Raw genomic sequence first — 21,664 nt, 5'->3', positions numbered from 1 at the left:
GTTTTAAATATTATATACTTTATCATCTATACTATTCAAGCATTATTATCGATTTGAATCCATCTTAATTACTAATTCTTGGATTGCTACTACAACATCTACTTGCTGTACCTCTACACCAGGTCTAACCGTAAAATGAGTATGTGTAAAATCTACAATTCCTCTAATTCCTAAATCCATTAAACGATCTACTGTTGGTTGAACATTTTCTGAAATGGCTAAAATTGCAATCTTACAATCTTTTGGAAAAGTTTTTTCCAAATCATCAATATTATACAACTTAACTCCAAAACGTTCGCCCTCTTTGTTTTTATCTTGATCATAACCACAGACAATTTTTCCAACCGTATATTGCCAACGATTATATTTTAAAATCGCGCTTCCTAAATTTCCAACTCCGATTAAAATAATCGATTCATCTAATCCTAAACCTAACACTTCACTTAATACATCTATCAGATGTTTAACATCATAACCTTTACCACGTTGACCAAAATTATTAGTTTTAGATAAATAAGTAAAATCTCGACGAATCGTTGTATCTAAAACTCCTGTTAATTCTGATAATTCACTTGATAAACAGTTTTCTTTACCTTCATGTTGCATCTTTCTAAGAGCTTTTAAATAAACCGGATAACGCGACATCGTTGCATTTGAAATTTTTTTATCCATCACTTCTTACTCCTTGATAAGATTCACTTTCAAGATCCAAATTAGGTTTAATTCCAAGTGATAAATCACTAAACATTTTCAAATCATACATCTGTTTTGCACATAAAGCAATCATCATAGCATTATCAGTACAACAACTCATAGGTGGTAATAATAATTCAACACCATCCAAATTACTTACTGCCATCTCCATTGCCGTTCTTAATCCTCGATTAGCACTTACTCCACCTGCTAACATTACTTGTTTAACACCATAAGCTTTAGCTGCTTTAATCGTTTTATTAACTAAAACCTCAATTACCACATTTTGAAAAGACGTCGCTAAATTTTCTTTATTAATTGTTTCACCACGTTGATTAGCTTTATGATTTAAATTAATTACCGCCGATTTTAAACCACTAAAACTAAAATTATAGCTATCATCATCTAAAGGAAGCGGTAAATCATATGTTGCTTTTCCAACACTAGCCATTTTATCAATTATCGGACCACCAGGATATGGTAATCCTAAAACTCGGCCAACTTTATCATATGCCTCACCAACAGCATCATCAAATGTAGTTCCAATAACTTCAAATTCAAATGGTGCTTTTAATAAAACTAATTCACTGTGTCCACCACTTACAACTAAACATAAACTTGGATATATCATATCTTGATTATAATTATTTGCATAAATATGACCAGCAATATGATGAACCCCAATTAATGGTTTTTGATATGCCATAGAGATTGTTTTAGCCACTTGCAATCCAATATGCAATGAACCAACTAACCCTGGTCCTTTAGTAACTGCTATGGCATCAATTTGATCAATTGTAACATTAGCTTTTTTTAATGTTTCTTTTAGTACTACACTTACACATTCAACATGCTTTCTACTAGCAATTTCTGGAACTACTCCACCATACAATGCATGTATATCAATTTGGGAGGCTACTACACTTGATAAAAATTCACGTTTATCTTTCAAAATAGCCATTGCCATTTCATCACAACTTGATTCAATTGCTAAAATCAGTGACATTTACTTATCCTCCATTTTCTTTATCATTAAATATGCATCTTCATGATTATCTTGATAATAATTCTTTCTTGTAGCAACAATTTTAAAACCACATTTTTTATATAAACTAATTGCTTTTTCATTAGAAACACGTACTTCTAAATTAATATTTGGATATCCTTGCATTTTAGTAATTTCTTCACATTTATCCATTAAAAGCTTTCCATATCCTCTACCTTGATACATTTCTCTTATTCCCAATGTAGTTATTTGAGTTTGATCTCCTAATAACCACATCCCAATATATCCAACTATTTCATCATTATTCTCTAAAATCAAAATAGTCGAAAAAGCATTTCTCTCTACTTCATAATATAAAGCATCTTTATCCCAAGGAGAAGTAAACAATTCTTTTTCAATCTCTACGATCTTATCAATATCCAAACATTCCATTTTTCTAATTAACATATTTTTTTAGCCTCAACATCCTTTAAATAATGAGGAATTAAATTATCAACATCTTCAACATATTCAACATTTTTTGAAGCCTCATATATATTTTTACATAAATCAACTTCAATTTTATCATACCCAACTATTTCACTATCTCCATATACTGGATAATCAGGATACTGCTTTTTAAAATCATTAAAATTTTCAATCAACATTATTTGATCATCAATAACCTTACAATTATTATCATACACTCCAACAAATATCTTTTTACTACGCGCATCGATAACACTAATTGCCTTGTCACTACCTACATATCCATGTAAAGAAGAAACCGCTTTTATTTTTATTTTACTAATTGCAGCTAATGTTTTAGCAATCGTTAAGGCAACTCTTTGACCAGTATATGAACCAGGGCCAATCGTTATGATCATTTCATCAAAATCTAAAATATTAAAATTATTTCTTTTTAACATTTCATCTAAATAAGTTATAGCATATTCAGATTGCTTTTTATTACCAAACTCTTGATATCGCTCAAGACATTTATCATTTTCATATAAAGCTATTACCAGATAAGCATTTGATGTATCCATTACAACTGTTTTCATTTAAACTCCTCCAATAACTGCTCATATCTAGATCCTACTGCTCTAAATATAAAATCACGAGCATTTTCATCAATTTTTTTTATTTCAATTTCTAATCTTTCAGTTGGTAAAATATCTTCAATATAATTTGCCCATTCAACTACACAAACATCATCACTATCAAAAATCTCTTCAAAACCCAAATCATCATCTTGACCTTCCAAACGATAAGCATCAAAATGTGATAAATTCAATCTTCCTTGATACTGTTTTAAAATTGTAAAAGTAGGACTATTAATAATTTTTTTAATTTCTAAACCTAAACCAATCCCTTTAGTAAAAGTAGTTTTACCAGCACCTAAATCCCCACTTAAAGTAATTAGCATATTTGGTTTTAATAATTCACCTAATTGCTTTCCTAATTCAATTGTTTCATCTAAATTATTGATTCTAATTACTGTTTGCATTTTTTCACCTATCCTTGTGTTAGATCTTCATAGATATGGTACCAGTGTTTAGTAAAATCTTCATCAAATGGACCAGCTCTTTTTGAAGCTAAATTAATTAATATATCTAATTGTTTTTTTAATATTTTATCTAATTCTTTAGAATAATTCATTTGTTTTGCGTGTTGACGATATTCTTCTTCGTCCAAAACACGATAATTTCCATCAGGAAAAACTTTTAAATCAAGATCATAATCAATATATTTTAATGCTTCGCCATCATATAAAGTTGGTGAAGCAATATTACAATAATAATAAACTCCTGTTTTACGAATCATGCAAATAACATTATACCATTTTTTCTTAGGAAAGTAGCATATTGCAGGTTCTCTTGTATGCCACATTCGTCCATCTGCTTCGGTAACTAAAGTACGATTATTTATCGCAATAAAATGATCATCATTTTCATCTAAAATAAATCCCTTGGACCAACATCGATGGATACTTCCATCATGTTTATAACAATGAATTAATACCTTTTTTCCTACCAGGGAATTTGACATTATTCAATACCTCTCTTTATAACATTTCTATTATACACAAAATGCATATTTTTTTAAAGGTGAAATCTCATAACAGCAATAAAAAAGACACATATCACCGTGATACGTGTCATAACTTAATTATATTCTAATTTTATTTTTTAATCTTGGATATAAAAGCATAAACAAGATAAAACATACAACAAGAGTGGCTAAATTATATGGGATATTATATGATAAGTTACCAAGTAATGGAGTATTAAATGCATACCACCCAGCAATTAAATGACTAATTGTTTTTAATATCATTACAATAATAATTCCAATTGGAATTTCAATTTGATTAATTTTAATCAATGGAATCAAGCCAACTATTCCGACAATTGCCATTGGTAACAAATAGTCAAAAATAACTGATAGCGGTCCATAAAATGTCGCTAAACCTAAGACAAAATGTAACCCTACACATACAAGTGAAACGATTAAACCATAACTAGCTCCCATTAAATAGCTACATAACATTAATGCTACTAAAGAAAAACTAATATTTCCACCATTTGGCATTGTAGGTGTAAATTGTGTTAGATATTCTAAAACAATTTGTAATGCTGCAAAAATAGCCATATAAGTCATTGTTTTAGTAGTAATTTCAAATTTCCTGTTTTTCATTCTTTGTTTTCCCCTTTCTTAAAAAGAGCCAAACAAAATTAAAAAAAGCTTTTTTACAAGCGTAAAAAAGCAAATAATTTTAAAATTGCTCTCTCTACGCTGGCATTACCCAGTTCAGATAATAAGGGACAAGGTATAACCTTTCTCAGCAAAATGCGCCCCTGGCTCATTTATATTATATGATTTATTAGTCAAATTTCAAGAAAAAATTATAAAGCTTATGCTTTTTTATAGATATTTTATAAAATAATGATATAATGACCATAGATTAAGGAGGCTGTATAAAAATGGCAAAAATTATTTCTGTAAATGCAGGTAGTTCATCATTAAAATTTCAATTATTTGAAATGGATGACGAATCTGTAATTACCTCTGGGGTTATTGAAAGAATCGGATTAGAAGATTCTATCTTTACGATCAAATATGATGGTAAAAAAACAGTTACAACTAGTCCTATTAAAGATCATAAGGTTGCAGTAGAACTATTATTAGATACTTTAATTGAAAAAGGCATTGTAAAAGATTTAGATGAAATCAAGGGCGTTGGACATCGTGTTGTTCAAGGGGGCGCATATTTTGATTCATCAGTTATTATTGACGAAGATGTTGTAAATAAAATTGACGAATTAAAATCATTGGCACCACTTCACAATCCAGCACATTTAACTGGATATTATGCATTTAAAGAAGCAATTCCTAATGCTGGTGCAGTTGCGGTATTCGACACTGCTTTTCATCAAACATTAGAACCAAAATGTTATATTTATCCAATTCCATATAAATATTATACTGATTATAAAGTGCGTAAGTATGGGGCTCATGGTACTAGTCATTACTATGTTTCTAGAAGATGTATTGAAATGTTAGGTAATCCTGAACATTCTAAAATTATCGTTGCTCATTTAGGTGCTGGTGGATCTTTAACAGCAATTAAAGATGGTAAGTCAGTAAATACATCTATGGGATTTACACCACTTGCAGGTATCATGATGGGAACTCGTAGTGGTGATGTTGACCCTTCAGTAATTGATTATTTAATTGAAGAAGTTGGCATGGATATGAAAGAAGTTATCAAAATGTTGAATAAAGAATCGGGATTATTAGGAATTTCAGGTATTTCTAGTGATTTTAGAGATGTTCAAAATGCTGCCATTGAAGGAAATGAAAGAGCACAATTAGCAATTGATATTTTCTATCGCCGTGTTATTGCTTATATTGGACGTTATTTCATTGCTTTAGGTGGTGTTGATGCAATCTGCTTCACTGCAGGAATTGGGGAAAATTCATTCTTTGCAAGAAAAGGTATTTGTGATTTATTAAAAGATGCTTTAGGTGTTGAACTTGATGAAGATGCAAATGTTAATGGTAAAGGTGATCGTTTGATTAGTACTCCTAATTCTAAAGTTAAAGTTTTTGTTATCCCAACAAATGAAGAATTAGTAATCGCACGTGATACTAAACGCTTATTAAATTTATAAAAATACATGTAGCAAAAATGCTACATGTTTTTAATGATGAAAATTAAAAGTTATTTTAAAGCAACGATTCATGAATCTTTGCTAACAGGTATTTTACTTGCGATTGTTGGGGGATTTTTAGACATCTATACTTATATTTTAAAAGGTAATGTCTTTGCTAATGCACAAACTGGTAATATTGTTTTAATGGGATTAAAGATTGCTCAAAGTGATTTTATAGGGGCACTATATTATTTATTACCGATTATGGCATTTTTTCTTGGAATTGTTATTAGTGAATATATTAGACATAAATTTACTAATCTTCAATATCTTGAGTGGCAACATTTGATTTTGATAATTGAAATAATTATTCTTACAATAATTGCTTTTGAACCAAAACAATTACCACATTTAATTTGTAATGTAACAATTGGTTTAGTTTGTTCATTACAAGTTAATGCTTTTAAAACTACTCGTGGTTTACCATATGCTTCAACTATGTGCACTGGTAATTTAAAATCGGCTGGTCAAAAATTATCTGCCTATCTTTTTTTACATGATAAAGATGCATTGAAACATTGTTTTCGATATTTAATCATTATTTTCTTCTTTATTTTAGGTGCAATTATTGCAACAATATTAATTAATTTCTTTGGTCAAATTTCTTTATTATTTTGTTGCTTACTACTTTTAATAGCTTTATTGATTTTAATGTATTAGCCTTTTTAGGCTTTTTTTATTTTAACAAATGCTCTTCAACATAATTAATAATTTCTTTACGTGTACTAAGTACATTGCAAAATGGTTTTCGTAAATCCAATCTTTGCATATCAACACAACGTATTTCACTTAACTGTAAACGACTTTTAGTTTTTACATTTTCCATCATTACATCAATATCTAATTCAAAACCCGGATTACAACTATTACCTTTTAATGATGTGCACGGAATAATTAACATTTTATAACCTAAATCTTTTAATATATAACACCAATGTCCATCCATTAATTCTTTAGGAAATCCTCGTCCAATATTGAAATATGCGAGTTGATGAATTTTAGGCCTAAGTTTTAAATGATAAAACGTATTTTCACTATCACGACCTTGCTCTTTTACTAAATGACAATAAAAATATTCTAATTGATTAGTTAAATGTTTTAGTGAGCAACTATATTTTTCTACATCATAAATACCGGTCTCTTCTAGATTTTCTAATGATTTACTTATTTCAACTAAGTTATCATGAACACTCATTTTGATCTCCTCCTATTATCTTTTACATTAGTAATTCTAAAATTACTTATATTGTTTACATTTTTTTAATATTTATGCATTTTATACCATTAATTTGTTATAATGCTTTTAAAAGGAGGAATCTATGTGAAATATAAGCTTCAAGGGGATTATTTGACATTGATCATTGATAATGATTTTCATCATAAAACAATTAGAGATATATTCAATTATTTACATTTATCAAAAAAAACAATTCATTTATTAAAACAAGATAAAAATTATACTTTAAATAATCAATTTGTAAACGATAATCATCTTTTAAACAAAAATGATCATTTAAAAATAAAAGCTTTTAATCAAGAATCAATTGATTACGTTCCTCAAGAATATCCTTTATCAATAGCTTATGAAAATGATTTTATCTTAATCGTAAATAAGCCAATCAATACAACTATTTATCCAGAAACAAAAAAAGAACTAAATACATTGTGTAACTATGTTGCAAACTATTATTTAGAAACTAATCAATATTTGCTAATTCGACATATTCATCGTTTAGACAAAGATACGACTGGTTTAGTATTATTTTGTAAATGTCCTCTTTTACAGCCAATATTAGATAATATGATGGCAAATAAATTAATAAAAAGAAGCTATATTGCTATTTGTAAAGGAATTATCGATCATGATCTTACGATTAATAGAGATATTGCTCGAGATCGTCATGTTAATAAAATGAGAATTACTAACAAAGGATTAAAAGCAATAACAGAAATAAAAATTATTAAACATGATAAACAAAAAAATTATACTGTTTGTAAATGTGATTTGAAAACTGGTCGAAAACATCAAATTCGTGTTCATCTAGCTTCAATTAATCATCCATTATTAAGTGATCCTTTATATGGTAATAAAAGTAAATTAATTGATCGATTAGCTTTACATGCATATAAATTAGAATTTATTCATCCTGTTACAAAGCAACAGATTATTGTTAAAGCTGACTTACCTCAAGATATGAATTTTATTAATATCAAAAAAGATTGGTTATAAGCCAATCTTTTAATTATACTAAAATACCGTTACAGTGATCTATTTCATGTTGGATAATTTGGGCTGAATAATCTTTGAAAGTTCGTGTTTTTTTCTTAAAATTAAGATCTAAATATTCAACTGTTATTTTATGATAACGCAACGCTGGCATTAAGGTTTCATGACATAAGCAACCTTCATTTGTTTCATATTTACCTGTAGTTTTAGTAATTGAAGGATTGATCATTACTAAATATTCATCATTATTTTCAATTACAATTATTTGCTTATTATAACCTATCATATTAGCTGCCATTCCAACACATTTATCTTTATTTGCTTTAATTGTATCTAAAAGATCTTCTACTATATATAAGTCTTCTTTTGATGCTAATGATGATTTTTGACTTAAAAATAATTTATCTTTTACAATTTTTTTAATCATTTTTTACTCCTTATACTAATTGTTTATTCATCCATTTACCACTATGATAACGCCAGATAAAGAAAATACTACGCACTATCCAATCAATAAACATTGCAATCCATACACCTAATAAACCATAACCCATATATCGACCAATAACATAACTAAAACAAAATCTAAAAATCCACATCGAAGTTGCTGAAACAATCATTGTAAATTTTGCATCATTTGAAGCTCTTAAAGCATTTGGAAAAGTAAATGCTAATGGCCAAATTGTAGCTGCAAAAATTGTATGAATAAAAATACATTGATATGCTAAATCAATTGTTTCTTTTGAAAGAGCATAAAATTTTAAAATTATTGGCGTAAAAACCAATAATACAGTTATTAAAACAGCCATTGTAATATATGTAATCTTCATTAATTTTTTTATATAATATTTTGCCTGTTTATAATCGTTAGCTCCTACACACCTACCTACTACAGTAACCATTGCAAGCGACATTGCCATTCCTGGAATAATTTGCATTTGTGCAAGATTATTAGAAACAGCATTGGCTGCAATTGAATATGTTCCAAAAGAAGCAATTAAACTTTGTACTAGTATCTTACCAAATTGGAACATTCCATTTTCTAAACCTGAAGGAATCCCAATTGTAAGAATCTTTTTGATATAAGTAAAATCAAAATGCCAATGTAAATAATCATTGACATATAATTCATTATTTTTATGACTTAATGTCTTTAAAATAACTGTACAAGCAACCACTCGGGCAATTAAAGTTGCCAGTACAGCTCCAAAAACGCCCCATTTAAAACCAAAAATAAATACTGCATTTAATCCAATGTTAATAACATTCATAATAGCACTATTGATCATTGAAATCTTAGAATTTCCTATCGCTCTAAATAATGCTGCCCCAGCATTATATAAAGCAATAAAAGGATAAGAAATTGCTGAAAACAAAAAATAAATTTCAGCATTTTTCATGACATTTGCTTCTACATGTCCAAAAATAAGTTGCAATAAAGAACTATTAAAAATAATGATAATGATCATTAATACACTAGCTAGTAAAGCTGTAATTAAAATTAATTGCTTAGCAGAATATTGAGCTTTTTTTATTGAACCCTGACCAATAAACTGTGATGCAACAACAGCTCCTCCAGTTGCAAGAGCTGAAAAAATATTGATTAATAAAACATTAATCCCATCAACTAATGATACTGCTGATACAGCTGCTTCACCAACACTTGCAACCATTACAGTATCTGAAAAACCAACTAGTATTACTAGTATTTGTTCAATTATTAATGGAATTATTAGTTTTTTTAAATCTTGGTTACTAAATAACATTAAATATCCCCCCAATGGGTTTTATTATATACCTATTTTATATTATTTTGTATTATTTATTGTAATAAGTTGTTTAATTTCTTGATTATTTAGTTTTCGATAATTTGCCAATGATAGATTATTATCTAAATTTATTGAAGCAAACATAACTCTTTTTAATTCTAATACTTTGTTATTACATGATAAAAACATTTTTTTGATCTGATGATAGCGACCCTCATTAATAGTAAGATAACAGTGATAATCATCAATTATTTCTAAATAACTTGGTTTACACTTTACTTTTTGATCTATTATAATTCCGTTATTAAATATTTCAATTAAATCATCAGTTAATTTATTTTTAACTGTGACATAATATTTTTTATCAATATGATTTTCAGGTAATAATAATCTTTTTGATAATGTTTTATCATTTGTAATTAACAATAAACCGGTTGTATCAATATCTAATCTTCCTAAACAATAACAATCATCTCGACCGATTAAATCAATTACACATTTATATTTTTTATCATGATTAGCACAAATATATCCTTTAGGTTTATTTAACATGTAATAAACAAATGGCCATTTTAACTCAACACCATCAAAAACAATAACATCATCAATATCAACTTGATATCTTATATCTTTAATAATTTGATTATTAACTCTAATTCGACTTGATTTAATCAAATTTTTACATTTATTTACATTACCTAAATTACAACACATTAAAACATAGTATAAATCTTTAATAACTATCACCTCAATCCTCAAATAAAATATTAATAATAACCGCTACTATTGCAAACAAAACCCCAGCTATTGGCCAAATAATCCAACTATGTCCCCAATCATTACTTACTAAACTATATCCCAAATATATTGTTAAAGACAAAAGCCAATAAACGCTGCTAATAGTATCTTTGATTTTTTTATTTTTACTTAGTTTACTATTTTGACAGTTTTCTTTTAAAAGTAAATTCATGCTTTCATAATTAATACTAGCAATTACAAAAAAATTAACTCCTAATCCTACTAATATTAATAATATTGCAACCATTTTTAAAATAAACAACTCATCATCTAAAACAACAATACCTAAAAATAATGGTAGTACCGATAAAATACAAATAATCGTCCCTAAAATATTATATTTAACATAAGTATCATGATATTCTTTTTTTAATTGACTTACTACTCCCTTTACCCCATATTCTGTATCAAATAATTCATTTTCTAAATAATCAAATTTCTTAGTCTTTTCTTCACAATATATAAATATCCCAGTAGCAATCGCAACCAAAATTAATAAAACGCTTAATCCTACTGCTGTAGCAATATTTCCAGCTATTATCTTATCACCCAAACTTAATAAAATAAATAAACAAACAGGTGAAATAATACAAAGAAAAACTCCTAATGACATTAACTTGGCACTTGTATGCTTTATATTTAAAAATTCTTTGGCTTCCGTTAAGGTAACTTTTCTTACTTTTAAATCAACATCTTCATTTAAAAACTCTTCTTCTTCAATTTCATCTTTAATTAAATAATCTGTAGTTACTCCAAATATCTCACTTAATAAAATAATTTTTTGTAAATCAGGAACAGATTGTTCGCCTTCCCATTTTGATATTGATTGTCTAGTTACATTTAACTTTTGAGCTAACTGTTCTTGTGACCACCCATTCTTTTTTCTAAGTTCAATAATTTTATCTGCTAATATCACATTCATTACCTCCAATCTATTTACAAAATAAATATAGCCCATTTTCTAGTTACTTACTACCAATTTAACTAGACAATTAGCGCAACTAGCAGTTGCAACTAATAAATATATCTTAATTATACTTTATTTTACTTTTAAAAAATCATTTTATTATAAATAACATATTAATATAATTAAATCTTGTTTAAATCTAAAAAAATCCTGACATTTGATAAATTAAAATGTACTTATAAAAAATCATCTGCACAATATATACAAATGTGCAGATGACGATTTAAAAATTAAATTCATAAGTTGTCACTTTCATATTTTTTATATGCTTTTTTTACATCAAAATAGACAATAACAGGGATAGCAATATCAAAAAATATCCAGAATGTAAAATTATGTGTATACAATTTAATAATACATATACAAAAAAAATGATGCAAATGATAAAATCAGATAAACAACTAGGATTAAATTTTAATCAACATACAGAATTATATGATATCTTAATTTCAAAGAATAATTTTTAAAGACAGTTAAATGATATGATAAATTTTTCCTTTGTGGTAGATATATTAAAAGGGTAAGTATTCATCCACTATGGGAGAACAGTGTAAGATATTGTAAGAATGTTCAAATTTCCTAAATTTGATGCTAGAAAATATTAGCATAATAACTATAATTATGTTTGGTCAATTCTTTGATATTCCTGTCATATATAATTTTTATATGCCTCATATTCGCCTTGAAATCTTATTATATCATCATCATATTTTTTCCCCTTTTTAATAGATAATCGAAATAATCATGTTCCAACTAAAAGTTTAGAAATCGTGTTAGACGACCTCTATCAAGATATCGATGCGTACTAAAATGACCATTGATATAAATATCAGCAACGTATGCATTTCTCAATTCTAGAGTATATTCCTCACTGACTTGATTTTCACAAAAACATTTTAAAACATTTAACCCTCTTCTGTACTTAGCTAGTGTTGATTCTTTATATTGATTTTTCCTCAAGAAAGCTAAGCGTTCTTTAGATAAATAAGCTAAATTATTCATAATGCTATCCTCCTTATAAACAGGTTAGCATTAGTTATTTAGTGTACTATACATCAAAAAATATAAAGAATTAATTGATCCTGATATTTCGATTTTCCAAATGCTTGCATCTTATTTAGTTCTTGCTTCATTAGGAATTTTATGTTTTGTTTTCTTGCCATTAAATTCATCTTCTTTTACGCAATAATATTTTTAATACATATTATTTTATTAATGTGTTTTATATAAGTATTAGTAGAATAATACGTATTAAAAATGGCGCAGTAATCCCTATAAAAATCCTACAGTTAAGAAGTAAGTGGTCTACTTTATTATCTAATTAGCCAAAAGCCTAAGGCTAATAGAAAATGATATACTCAAATCAATTTCTTAGGTAATTCATAAAAAAACATATTAAGATCTTTGATCTAAAGAATGCTCTTTCAATTAAAAGGCGCTGATTATCCAGCTTAGGATAGCTTGGCTAGTATTTTTAATACGCTCAAGACTAGTATTCAATGTTTGTAGTTTTCCATTTGAATATGATGCTACATATCCAAATGAATAACTTAAGGTATCAAGACCAAGTTGATACGAAACTACATACGCATAAGACTCGGCTTCTACCTCAGCCTTTCTTCTATTAATATCTGGATAGGTTACACTAAATTGGACAGTTTTTAAGAGAACTGTTACAATAGAAAATCAAGAAATGAGGTAATCTGAAATGGCAAGAGAAAGAAGAACTTACAGTGATGAATTTAAACAGAAAATGGTCGAATTATACAACAGCGGAAAACCAAGAGCTGAGCTGGTTCGTGAATATGAACTGACTCCATCTGCTTTATCTTCATGGATCAAAAAGTACAATAATACTGGTTCGTTCCATGTCGAGGACAACCGCAGTGATGAAGAAAAAGAACTAATCAGACTCCGCAAGGAAAATCAGCGACTGAAGATGGAAAATGATATTTTAAAGCAAGCAGCGCTGATCATGGGACGAAAATAAATGTTATCATTTCCAATGCAGATAAATATCCGGTCAGCGCAATGTGTAAATTACTAGATATACCTAGATCATCATTATATTATAATCGTAATAATAAATTAAATAAGAAAAAATCCAATGATCATTATCTGACTGCTTTAGTAAAAGAAATATTTAAAAACAGTCGAAACAACTATGGTTCAAGAAAGATTAAAATAGAATTGGCTAAACTGGGCCATATTGTCAGTAAAAGAAGAATTAGACGTATTATGCAGGAAAATGGCTTAGTATCAAGCTATACAGTTAAACAGTATAAAGTACATCACGCAGCATGTAATAATGATAATATAGAAAATAGACTCAATCGTAATTTTAATCAAAAAGAGAGAATGAAGGTAGTAGTTAGTGATCTGACGTATGTTAATGTGGATGGAAAATGGAATTATATATGTCTTATGTTAGATCTATATAACAGAGAGATTGTAGGATATGCAGCCAGTAAGAATAAAAATGCCAAGTTAGTAGAAAAAGCACTCTATTCAATAAAATATGATTTACGAAAAATAGATTTGTTTCACAGTGATCGAGGAAATGAATTCAAAAATGAAGATATTGAAAATGCATTAAAGGCATTTAATATAAACAGGTCATTAAGTGCTAAAGGATGTCCGTATGATAATGCAGTTGCTGAAGCAACATATAAAATTATAAAAACAGAGTTTGCATTTAATAAAAGGTTTGAAAGTTTTGAAGAACTGGAACTAGAATTATTTGATTATGTAAACTGGTATAATAATGTGAGGATACATGGTTCACTTGGCTATAAGACACCAGTTGAATTTAGGATGTTCTCATAGAAATTGTCCAAAAAAGTGTTGACAATCCAATCATGTATATTCTTGTGAAGAAGTCTGTGTGCTGATTCGTGAATTAGTGTTTTCAACTTTTAGCTTGATGCCATATCAGTTCTTAAACAGATAGTATTGTTCTTAGGATCATAATATCCGGTTACCTGAGTGTTTGCTAATTTTTCATTATATTTAATGGTTTTATCAGACAAGATTAAATTGTCTAATATATCTTGTATATAATTTGAATCAGCAGTTAATTCCTGTGCTAGTGTAGGAGTTTTCTCTAATGTTGTTTGAGTAATATCAAAAACATATCCTATTGTAAATCCACAGCGATCAATAGTTATAGTTTCTAAAGTTTCATTATCATCTTCATCTTTAGTAATAACTTCCTTATCTATCTGATAAAGTCTAGGTATAATAACCTTGTTCTCTTTTCCATTTTTCTTTACACTAGCATTACACTTCTTCCAATCTACATACGACTTAATAATATATGCTTGAGGGAATTGTGTAAGAATTAAAATAATGTTGTTTAAACTGTATAGATATACAGTGCAAACTTGAAGATATTTTTTATATAGCTCAGTATTAAAAGTATCTCTTACACCTTGTTCTAAATAATTAAGGATGTTATCCATATTTTCTTTTTTGAGCAACTGTTGTATAATAATTTGATTTTACCATAATAATTGTTCCTCTTTTTTGAAACAACAAAAAAGACAAAAAGGATCCGCCTGTGTTGTTTCATTCCTAATTTTTAAAATATGACTTATTAATCTATACTTCCTAAATGAGAGATTCTGAGCAAATCAGAAATCAAATAACTTATAATTGAATTATATAATCATATAATATCGAAAATCAATAGATCAAAAAATGCACTGTAATTATCAAAATACTATATTGAGTTTTCTGGATTTGATATAATTATTAAAAATAAGCAAAAGGAGTGATGCTATATGGCTAATAATTATTTGGGCCATGAAGAACGTGTAAAATTTTATGAAAACTATCTTAATCGTTCAAAAGAATGGCAATTTTTTGTTGATTTAATTCAAGAAAAATTTGAAATAAATGATATTAATTCTTTCGATGAATTTTTAACACAAAAACCAATTATATCTAAGGTTTTTTCTTATTTTGTCAATATTGTTGAATGTACTCCTAATAATATAGAGTTTAAAAATTTTATATTTCAAGAAGTATTCGTTATTGTTGAGTTCTATTTAGGTAAAAGAGATAAAAATGAAATCGATGATATAATCAGTAGTAATTTTGCAAAAGCTCTTTTTTTGATTGTTTGGATAACAAAACTTGAGAATCAAGATAATGAAACGGAATATTTATTTGATCTAAGTCTTTTAACTCAAAAAAATATGTCATTATTATTAAAAATGGATTCTTTGTGTTTGTATGAGGAAGAAATTTTACAATTTTTTGAAACCATAAACATAGAAAAACTGGACGAGATTAAAAGAATATTTAGTGATAACGTTAATTCAATAGTTTATCCTGCTGATACAACTTTTCTTGAAAGTTGTCGAGATAAAATAATCCAAGTTGATGCATTTGATTTTAATAGAATTGAAAGACCAGCCAATATTACTTGGGAAGAAAATTATATTTTAGATATGTTGAGTATTAGCTTCGAAGACAGGAAAATTATCCCATTGTTCTCTTCAGGTGATTCTACTACTCCTGATTATAAACAATGGACTGAGAAAAGATTAGAAGAAATGCAGAAATACTTTAGTAATGATATTTCTGATTTTATAATTGAATCTGTTAGATATATGATGTTTGGAGCTATGCCTTCTAAAACAACAATAGATAGACACATTGGATTGTTTATCGAAAATTACGATAACTCTACTACTGTTGTAGAAAAGTATAATAACTCATCATTTAACATTATTGCTTGTTTAGTTGAAGACAAATATTTAAATAGCTCAAAAGTAAAAGATTTTTTCCTTAAACTTTCGTCGATTGAAGACATAGACGAAATTATGACATTAGATAGACATAAAATATCTTTAACTAAAAAACAAAGAAGAATTTTAAAGGAATATTATCAAAGTTGTTTTACTTATTTGGATTCAATATCTGATGTTTACAGTTATTCGAAATATTTATTAGATAAGGATAATGTTAAATCAATCAATAATAAATATTTAGTAAAAAATAGTCAAATGTTTGATAAATATATTATATCTTCTGATGATATTTTATGTGCTTCCTTGTTCATCAATTATATGTTATTTTTAACAAGACTTAATGGTAATTCTAATATTGATAAAGAATATATAAAATATGAAATGATACGCATTCAAGAATTATGGGAAAAACAATATTATGATTTTTGTGTTTCTAAATTACATAGTATTAGTCATGAGATTGAAATGAAGACGGAAGTAATAGAATTATTTAATAAAAATGTATTAGATAATATTTTTTCTTTAGCAAATATATGTGTTATTACACAAACACAACAATATATAGAAAACATGGAATCTATATCTAGTAATCCTTTAAGTGCTATGATAGGAAGAGTTTCTTTAGATAAAACTTTTCCTATAGATGAAAAATTGACTTTTGATATTGAAAAACATGATGTTGATAGATTAACAACTACAATAATTGAAAATATAAAAAAAGATTATGGCTATAGGTTTTTAAATATTTTGGATACTGAAAAATATGTTAAAGAATTCCACAGAAGAATGACACAAAATGCGAGATTTGCTTTTGGTTTCTTTAATAAAACAAAAGAACTTTATGATATTGTAAGAAAAAAATTAAAAGATGATTTTACGTTAATAGATTATGAAGAAAATATACAGCTTGCTCATTTAACACAATTATTTCCTATAATTGAGATTATGATAAAAAAAATAGGAAAAATCTATAATATTTTTCCATTTAAGGAAGATGAAAAGCATTTTATGCAAAGTAAAGATCCAAGTTCTATATTACGATTAATATTAGAAAAGGCTTATCTTGAAACGCAGAGTTTTGAAGTTGTACCTGATTTATTATTTATATATCATTATATGTATAATGGCAACTCTCTTAATATTAGAAATGAATGTATTCATGGAAGAGAGTATCTTTCTGGAGAATCAATGTTTTTTGCGTTTAAGGTATCATTATCAGCTTTATATATGTTAATAAGACGGTTAGAGATAATAATTTCTTCTATTGAAAATGCTAAAGAGGAAGTAGAAAATTAATTCGTAGCATTTAAAGCTGAAATAGTTTGATCAAAAAACTGTAATTTTGTTTAAATTCGTATAAAATTCATAATAAATTATATGACTAAATAAAAAGCACGATAAATAAAGGGGATTTTATCTTCTTATTAATTCTTCACATGAAAAAATTAAACATGAAACATCTGCCACATGATTGTCGACTTACTTTTGGTACATTAGCAACACTGTACAAAATGGATATCTATATGACAAAAAAGATATTAGATATAAATTTCAAATCTTTCAAAAAATGTTTATACATATACCCTAATAATTAATAAGCTTTATAAAGAAATACAAAAAATCAAGGTTTTTAGCCTTGATTTTGTTGCTTATAGAGTACATTTCATCATCTTCAATCACGATAAAATGTTGATTTACATGCACTCTAATCTAATTATATTTTCAATATGAGTAGTATGTGGGAACATATCAACTGGTTGACACATGTCTACTTGATAATTAAATTCTTGTAAATATTTTATATCTCTAGCTTGAGTTGCAACATCACAAGAAATATAAATTATTTTACTTGGTTTAGCTTGAATTAAATAATCTAAAAATTCTTTAGAACACCCTTTTCTTGGTGGATCAACAAAAACAACATCAAGATGGATATTATTATTTACTAATTCAATCATATATTTTCCAGCATCATCACATTTAAACTCAACATTTTCTATCTTATTTAACTTAGCGTTATTTCTAGCATCATTTATTGCTGTATCAACAATTTCAACACCATATACTTTCTTTACATATTTAGCTAATGATAATGCAATTGTTCCAATCCCACAATAAGCATCTAAAACAACATCATCATTTGATAACTTAGCAAATTCAATTGCTTTTTGATAAAGCTTTTCTACTTGAATGGGATTAACTTGATAAAATGATTTAAGTGATATTTTATATCTATTATCCAATAAATTATCATAAATAAAACCATCACCAAATAATATAATTTCTTTATCTCCTAAAATAACATTATCAATTCGATGATTAATATTTTGAATCACTGTTTTAATCATCGAAAATTCTTTAGTAATTTCAGCTACTAACTTATCTACATTATTTATTTTATCAAGATAACTAATTAAAACTAACATAATTTCATTACTATGATAACCATGTTTAGTTAAGATATGCTTTATATTCCCTTGATGAGATAGTTTATCATAAGGATAAATTTTGTATTTTTCCATTAACTCTTTTACACGTTTAGTAATTTGATTAGATAATTTATTTTGAATAAAACATTCATCACATGGAATTATTTCATTTGATTTTTGTTTATAAAATCCTGTAACTAATCTATTTCCTTTTACCCCTATTGGCATTTGTACTTTATTTCGATAATACCATGGATCTTCCATCATTAAACAATCATTAACTTCAACAAAACAATTACCAATTCTTTCTAAACAATCTTTAACTCTTTTAGTCTTAAATAACATTTGACCTTCTTGATTCAAATGTTGTAATTGACATCCTCCACATGGTTTAAAAACTGGACATTTTGGTTCTACACGATATTTAGATACATTATCCAATTCAATTAATCTTGCAATCGCATAATTCTTTAAAACCTTAATAACTTTAAGTTTCCCAGTTTCACCAACTAACATCCCTTTTACAAAATAAGTAAAATTATCAACTTTTACAACACCCTGTCCATCATGAGTTAAATCAATACATTCTCCATAAAAATAATCATTTTTCTTCATCTTTTCCTCCTAAAAAGACGAGCATTGCTCGTCTATTGGGTTGAATCTTTCTTTAAAACTTGATCAGTAGTTTCTTGATCAACTACATTTGTACCAGTAAAGCTGATTTCATCACTACTAGGATGTTTTGTTCCAAAAATAGGGAAATTACTATCACCATTACTAGTTAAAACAAATTCAACATTATATTGCCCTCTACCATTAGCCATTCCAAGTAAATCACTATACTGACTTTCTTCATTACTTTTTTCATTACCTAATGCATCATCTAAAGTATGTAAAGCATTAGTAGCTAATTGTTTAGCACTATCAGAAGCAGTATTATCAACAAAATTCATCGTAATTTTAATAATACGACAATCAACTTCAATTTCAACTGTATCAATACTTGGATCACTATTTTTAATACTATCTTCTACATTATTTAACTTATCTTTATCAATTGCAATTAAAGAAGCACAACGATCTCCATAAACAGGTCCATCGTTTCCACCAGCAATAAACACATAAACTACAAATGCAATAATTAAAGCTAACAGAATTAATAAAAGATAACGCTTCTTAAACTTTCTTTTCTTTTTATTACTTTTTTTCTTTTGTTTAGATTTTTTCATCGGTTTTTCTTCTTTATTTAAAGATTTACTAGTATCTTCTTTAATATTAGATGGTTGTAAGTCTTCTATTTCATCATCAAAAACGAATCTTTTATGAGACATATCTAGTTCCTCCTTCAACCATTGTATCAAATATTAAAATATTTGTACATTAAGAAATTCTTTCTTTTAACAATTCAATTAACAACTTACTAGTAAGTCCAGGATTAGCTTGCCCTCCAGTTTTCTTCATAATCTGTCCAACTAAGAAACCTACTGCACGATCTTTACCATTACCATAATCTTCAATAGATTGTGGATTAGCATCTAAAACCTCATTAATAATTTTAGTAAGTTCTTCAGGAGAAGAAATCTGTTTCATATTATTCTCTTCAATAATTACTTCAGGATCTTTACCTTCAGCCATTAATATTTCAAAGACCTTCTTACCTTGTTTACTAGAAATCGTACCATCTTGAATATAATTAATCATTTTAGCTAAATACTCAGGTGTTAATAAAGTATCGCTTATAATTAAATTATTTTTATTTAAATAAGCCTGTACTTCACCTAATAACCAGTTACATGCAATCTTATAATGCTTAGTATAAGTTACAATACTATCAAAGAAATCAGATATTTCTTTTGTTTGAACTAAAATCAAAGCATCAGTTTTTGGAATCTTATATTCATTAATATAACGCTCTACTCTAGATTCAGGCATTTCTGGAATATTAGCAATAATATCTTGAACCCATTGATGATCTAGACGAATTGGTAAAATATTTGGTTCTGGATAATATTTATAATCAACCGCATCACCTTTAGCACGCATTACAACTGTTTCTTTTTTATCTTCATCAAAGCGACGTGTTTCTTGTAGAACTTGTCCCCCAGTAATTAACACTTTTTCTTGTCTTGCAACTTCATATTCAATTGCTTTTTGAACATTAGAAATACTATTTAAATTTTTAATTTCAGTTCTAGTACCAAATTTATCACTACCAAATGGGCGGATTGAAACATTGACATCACAACGCATTGATCCTTCTTCCATTTTTGCATCACTAACATCAGTAAATAATAAAATTTGTCTAAGTTTTTCTAAATATGCAGCTGCTGCTTTACCACTTCTAATTGTTGGTTTTGTAACGATTTCAATTAATGGAATCCCAGCACGGTTATAATCAATTAATGAATAATCATCAAAATGGAACTGCTTAGCAGTATCTTCTTCCATATGCAATCTTTCAATTTCAATTATTTGTTTTTGTCCATCAACTTCAATATTCATAGTTCCATTGCGTCCAATTGGTCTACGATCTTGAGTAATTTGAAAACCTTTAGGTAAATCAGAATAATAGTAGTTTTTACGATCAAAACATACTAATTCATCAATTTCCATATTTAAAGCACCACATACACGAATTGCATATTCAACACCTGATTTATTTAAAACTGGCATTGCTCCAGTCATTCCCATATCAACAACATTAACTTTTGTATTTGGAGCTTCACCGAATGATACAGGGGATCCTGAAAACATTTTTGATTTTGTTTTAAGCTCACAATGAACCTCTAATCCAATAACTACTTCAAAATTCATCTTCC

General features: G+C 27.3%; 22 protein-coding genes and 1 riboswitch. Of the genes, 5 read left to right on the top strand and 17 right to left on the bottom strand.

Going from position 1 to position 21,664, the window contains the following annotated elements; genetic code table 11:
* Positions 1-45 precede the first annotated feature (45 nt).
* The 7 genes from NQ543_RS03150 to NQ543_RS03120 all read right to left on the bottom strand — a co-directional run bounded on the left by NQ543_RS03150 (position 46) and on the right by NQ543_RS03120 (position 4,378).
* Positions 46-672 (bottom strand): redox-sensing transcriptional repressor Rex, encoded by a 627-nt coding sequence (locus NQ543_RS03150; protein WP_004610250.1) that lies wholly within the window; start codon positions 670-672, stop codon positions 46-48.
* On the bottom strand, positions 665-1,699 hold the full coding sequence (tsaD, locus tag NQ543_RS03145) for a tRNA (adenosine(37)-N6)-threonylcarbamoyltransferase complex transferase subunit TsaD (protein WP_004610249.1): 1,035 nt from the start codon (positions 1,697-1,699) through the stop codon (positions 665-667). Before tsaD ends, NQ543_RS03150 begins: the two co-directional genes overlap by 8 nt.
* Complete coding sequence (gene rimI, locus NQ543_RS03140) at positions 1,700-2,146, bottom strand: ribosomal protein S18-alanine N-acetyltransferase (protein ID WP_004610248.1); 447 nt, start codon at positions 2,144-2,146, stop codon at positions 1,700-1,702.
* The gene (gene tsaB, locus NQ543_RS03135; RefSeq protein ID WP_004610247.1) at positions 2,140-2,742 is read right to left on the bottom strand and encodes a tRNA (adenosine(37)-N6)-threonylcarbamoyltransferase complex dimerization subunit type 1 TsaB; all 603 of its coding nucleotides are present in this window, start codon (positions 2,740-2,742) and stop codon (positions 2,140-2,142) included. Before tsaB ends, rimI begins: the two co-directional genes overlap by 7 nt.
* The gene (gene tsaE / locus NQ543_RS03130) at positions 2,739-3,188 is read right to left on the bottom strand and encodes a tRNA (adenosine(37)-N6)-threonylcarbamoyltransferase complex ATPase subunit type 1 TsaE (RefSeq protein WP_004610246.1); all 450 of its coding nucleotides are present in this window, start codon (positions 3,186-3,188) and stop codon (positions 2,739-2,741) included. Before tsaE ends, tsaB begins: the two co-directional genes overlap by 4 nt.
* 8 nt (positions 3,189-3,196) lie before the next feature.
* Entirely contained in the window at positions 3,197-3,730 is a 534-nt protein-coding gene (locus tag NQ543_RS03125) for a DUF402 domain-containing protein (protein ID WP_004610245.1), read from the bottom strand.
* Between the two features lie 120 nt (positions 3,731-3,850).
* Positions 3,851-4,378 (bottom strand): energy-coupled thiamine transporter ThiT, encoded by a 528-nt coding sequence (locus NQ543_RS03120; protein ID WP_004610244.1) that lies wholly within the window; start codon positions 4,376-4,378, stop codon positions 3,851-3,853.
* Between the two features lie 73 nt (positions 4,379-4,451).
* Positions 4,452-4,551, bottom strand: a riboswitch (TPP riboswitch).
* A 114-nt stretch (positions 4,552-4,665) separates the two neighbouring features.
* On the opposite strand from NQ543_RS03120, the gene NQ543_RS03115 reads away from it, so the two are divergent.
* Together NQ543_RS03115 and NQ543_RS03110 are read left to right on the top strand one after the other, a co-directional pair.
* On the top strand, positions 4,666-5,856 hold the full coding sequence (locus NQ543_RS03115; RefSeq protein WP_004610243.1) for an acetate/propionate family kinase: 1,191 nt from the start codon (positions 4,666-4,668) through the stop codon (positions 5,854-5,856).
* A gap of 33 nt (positions 5,857-5,889) precedes the next feature.
* A complete protein-coding gene (locus tag NQ543_RS03110) occupies positions 5,890-6,558 on the top strand; it encodes a YoaK family protein (RefSeq protein WP_230197309.1) in 669 nt (222 codons plus the stop codon).
* A gap of 16 nt (positions 6,559-6,574) precedes the next feature.
* Here NQ543_RS03110 and NQ543_RS03105 read toward each other — a convergent pair whose 3' ends face one another.
* Positions 6,575-7,093: a hypothetical protein gene (locus NQ543_RS03105; protein WP_004610241.1), complete on the bottom strand. Its 519-nt coding sequence runs from the start codon at positions 7,091-7,093 to the stop codon at positions 6,575-6,577.
* A 126-nt stretch (positions 7,094-7,219) separates the two neighbouring features.
* On the opposite strand from NQ543_RS03105, the gene NQ543_RS03100 reads away from it, so the two are divergent.
* Positions 7,220-8,128, top strand: a complete 909-nt coding sequence (locus NQ543_RS03100; RefSeq protein WP_050752820.1) for an RluA family pseudouridine synthase — start codon at positions 7,220-7,222, stop codon at positions 8,126-8,128.
* A gap of 13 nt (positions 8,129-8,141) precedes the next feature.
* Here the strand turns inward: NQ543_RS03100 and NQ543_RS03095 are convergent, their stop codons facing one another.
* From NQ543_RS03095 to NQ543_RS03075, 5 genes are all read right to left on the bottom strand, one after another.
* Positions 8,142-8,552, bottom strand: a complete 411-nt coding sequence (locus NQ543_RS03095) for a peptide deformylase (RefSeq protein WP_004610239.1) — start codon at positions 8,550-8,552, stop codon at positions 8,142-8,144.
* 10 nt (positions 8,553-8,562) lie between these two features.
* On the bottom strand, positions 8,563-9,891 hold the full coding sequence (locus NQ543_RS03090; RefSeq protein ID WP_004610238.1) for an MATE family efflux transporter: 1,329 nt from the start codon (positions 9,889-9,891) through the stop codon (positions 8,563-8,565).
* Between the two features lie 42 nt (positions 9,892-9,933).
* Positions 9,934-10,641 (bottom strand): pseudouridine synthase, encoded by a 708-nt coding sequence (locus NQ543_RS03085; protein ID WP_230197308.1) that lies wholly within the window; start codon positions 10,639-10,641, stop codon positions 9,934-9,936.
* 1 nt (position 10,642) lies between these two features.
* Positions 10,643-11,608 carry a helix-turn-helix domain-containing protein gene (locus NQ543_RS03080; protein WP_039904476.1) on the bottom strand — a complete coding sequence of 322 codons (966 nt, stop codon included), beginning with the start codon at positions 11,606-11,608 and terminating at the stop codon, positions 10,643-10,645.
* A gap of 804 nt (positions 11,609-12,412) precedes the next feature.
* Positions 12,413-12,661, bottom strand: a complete 249-nt coding sequence (locus tag NQ543_RS03075) for a hypothetical protein (protein WP_004610234.1) — start codon at positions 12,659-12,661, stop codon at positions 12,413-12,415.
* 706 nt (positions 12,662-13,367) lie between these two features.
* Here NQ543_RS03075 and NQ543_RS03070 point away from each other — a divergent pair.
* Positions 13,368-14,485 (top strand): IS3 family transposase gene (locus NQ543_RS03070; protein WP_148344849.1). Its coding sequence is split into 2 segments (ribosomal slippage): positions 13,368-13,614 and positions 13,614-14,485, totalling 1,119 coding nucleotides; the frame shifts between segments, so codons are not numbered across the junction.
* An 89-nt stretch (positions 14,486-14,574) separates the two neighbouring features.
* On the opposite strand, the gene NQ543_RS03065 is transcribed toward NQ543_RS03070, so the two are convergent.
* Entirely contained in the window at positions 14,575-15,120 is a 546-nt protein-coding gene (locus NQ543_RS03065; protein WP_004610233.1) for an ArdC-like ssDNA-binding domain-containing protein, read from the bottom strand.
* A 321-nt stretch (positions 15,121-15,441) separates the two neighbouring features.
* Between NQ543_RS03065 and NQ543_RS03060 the strand changes: the two genes are divergently transcribed.
* Positions 15,442-17,712 (top strand): hypothetical protein, encoded by a 2,271-nt coding sequence (locus NQ543_RS03060; protein ID WP_004610231.1) that lies wholly within the window; start codon positions 15,442-15,444, stop codon positions 17,710-17,712.
* A 398-nt stretch (positions 17,713-18,110) separates the two neighbouring features.
* Here NQ543_RS03060 and rlmD read toward each other — a convergent pair whose 3' ends face one another.
* Genes rlmD through gatB form a run of 3 tightly spaced genes read right to left on the bottom strand, consistent with a single transcriptional unit; the run spans position 18,111 to position 21,659 of the window.
* Positions 18,111-19,460, bottom strand: a complete 1,350-nt coding sequence (rlmD, locus tag NQ543_RS03055) for a 23S rRNA (uracil(1939)-C(5))-methyltransferase RlmD (RefSeq protein ID WP_004610229.1) — start codon at positions 19,458-19,460, stop codon at positions 18,111-18,113.
* 32 nt (positions 19,461-19,492) lie between these two features.
* Complete coding sequence (locus NQ543_RS03050) at positions 19,493-20,176, bottom strand: hypothetical protein (RefSeq protein ID WP_039904472.1); 684 nt, start codon at positions 20,174-20,176, stop codon at positions 19,493-19,495.
* Between the two features lie 49 nt (positions 20,177-20,225).
* Complete coding sequence (gene gatB, locus NQ543_RS03045; protein WP_004610227.1) at positions 20,226-21,659, bottom strand: Asp-tRNA(Asn)/Glu-tRNA(Gln) amidotransferase subunit GatB; 1,434 nt, start codon at positions 21,657-21,659, stop codon at positions 20,226-20,228.
* Positions 21,660-21,664: the final 5 nt, after the last annotated feature.

This window comes from Thomasclavelia spiroformis DSM 1552 (assembly GCF_025149465.1).
GTDB classification, from domain to species: Bacteria; Bacillota_I; Bacilli_A; order Erysipelotrichales; family Coprobacillaceae; genus Thomasclavelia; species Thomasclavelia spiroformis.
Note: the sequence above shows the minus strand (reverse complement) of the source record. Positions and strands in the feature narration are given on the sequence as shown.

Coding starts and splice junctions, on each gene's coding strand:
- NQ543_RS03120 (WP_004610244.1), bottom strand. CDS start 4,378: ATGAAAAACAGGAAATTTGAAATTACTACTAAAACAATGACTTATATG.
- NQ543_RS03060 (WP_004610231.1), top strand. CDS start 15,442: ATGGCTAATAATTATTTGGGCCATGAAGAACGTGTAAAATTTTATGAA.
- tsaE (WP_004610246.1), bottom strand. CDS start 3,188: ATGCAAACAGTAATTAGAATCAATAATTTAGATGAAACAATTGAATTA.
- NQ543_RS03095 (WP_004610239.1), bottom strand. CDS start 8,552: ATGATTAAAAAAATTGTAAAAGATAAATTATTTTTAAGTCAAAAATCA.
- NQ543_RS03115 (WP_004610243.1), top strand. CDS start 4,666: ATGGCAAAAATTATTTCTGTAAATGCAGGTAGTTCATCATTAAAATTT.
- NQ543_RS03110 (WP_230197309.1), top strand. CDS start 5,890: ATGATGAAAATTAAAAGTTATTTTAAAGCAACGATTCATGAATCTTTG.
- rlmD (WP_004610229.1), bottom strand. CDS start 19,460: ATGAAGAAAAATGATTATTTTTATGGAGAATGTATTGATTTAACTCAT.
- NQ543_RS03065 (WP_004610233.1), bottom strand. CDS start 15,120: ATGGATAACATCCTTAATTATTTAGAACAAGGTGTAAGAGATACTTTT.
- NQ543_RS03090 (WP_004610238.1), bottom strand. CDS start 9,891: ATGTTATTTAGTAACCAAGATTTAAAAAAACTAATAATTCCATTAATA.
- NQ543_RS03125 (WP_004610245.1), bottom strand. CDS start 3,730: ATGTCAAATTCCCTGGTAGGAAAAAAGGTATTAATTCATTGTTATAAA.
- NQ543_RS03105 (WP_004610241.1), bottom strand. CDS start 7,093: ATGAGTGTTCATGATAACTTAGTTGAAATAAGTAAATCATTAGAAAAT.
- rimI (WP_004610248.1), bottom strand. CDS start 2,146: ATGTTAATTAGAAAAATGGAATGTTTGGATATTGATAAGATCGTAGAG.
- tsaB (WP_004610247.1), bottom strand. CDS start 2,742: ATGAAAACAGTTGTAATGGATACATCAAATGCTTATCTGGTAATAGCT.
- NQ543_RS03050 (WP_039904472.1), bottom strand. CDS start 20,176: ATGTCTCATAAAAGATTCGTTTTTGATGATGAAATAGAAGACTTACAA.
- gatB (WP_004610227.1), bottom strand. CDS start 21,659: ATGAATTTTGAAGTAGTTATTGGATTAGAGGTTCATTGTGAGCTTAAA.
- NQ543_RS03150 (WP_004610250.1), bottom strand. CDS start 672: ATGGATAAAAAAATTTCAAATGCAACGATGTCGCGTTATCCGGTTTAT.
- tsaD (WP_004610249.1), bottom strand. CDS start 1,699: ATGTCACTGATTTTAGCAATTGAATCAAGTTGTGATGAAATGGCAATG.
- NQ543_RS03075 (WP_004610234.1), bottom strand. CDS start 12,661: ATGAATAATTTAGCTTATTTATCTAAAGAACGCTTAGCTTTCTTGAGG.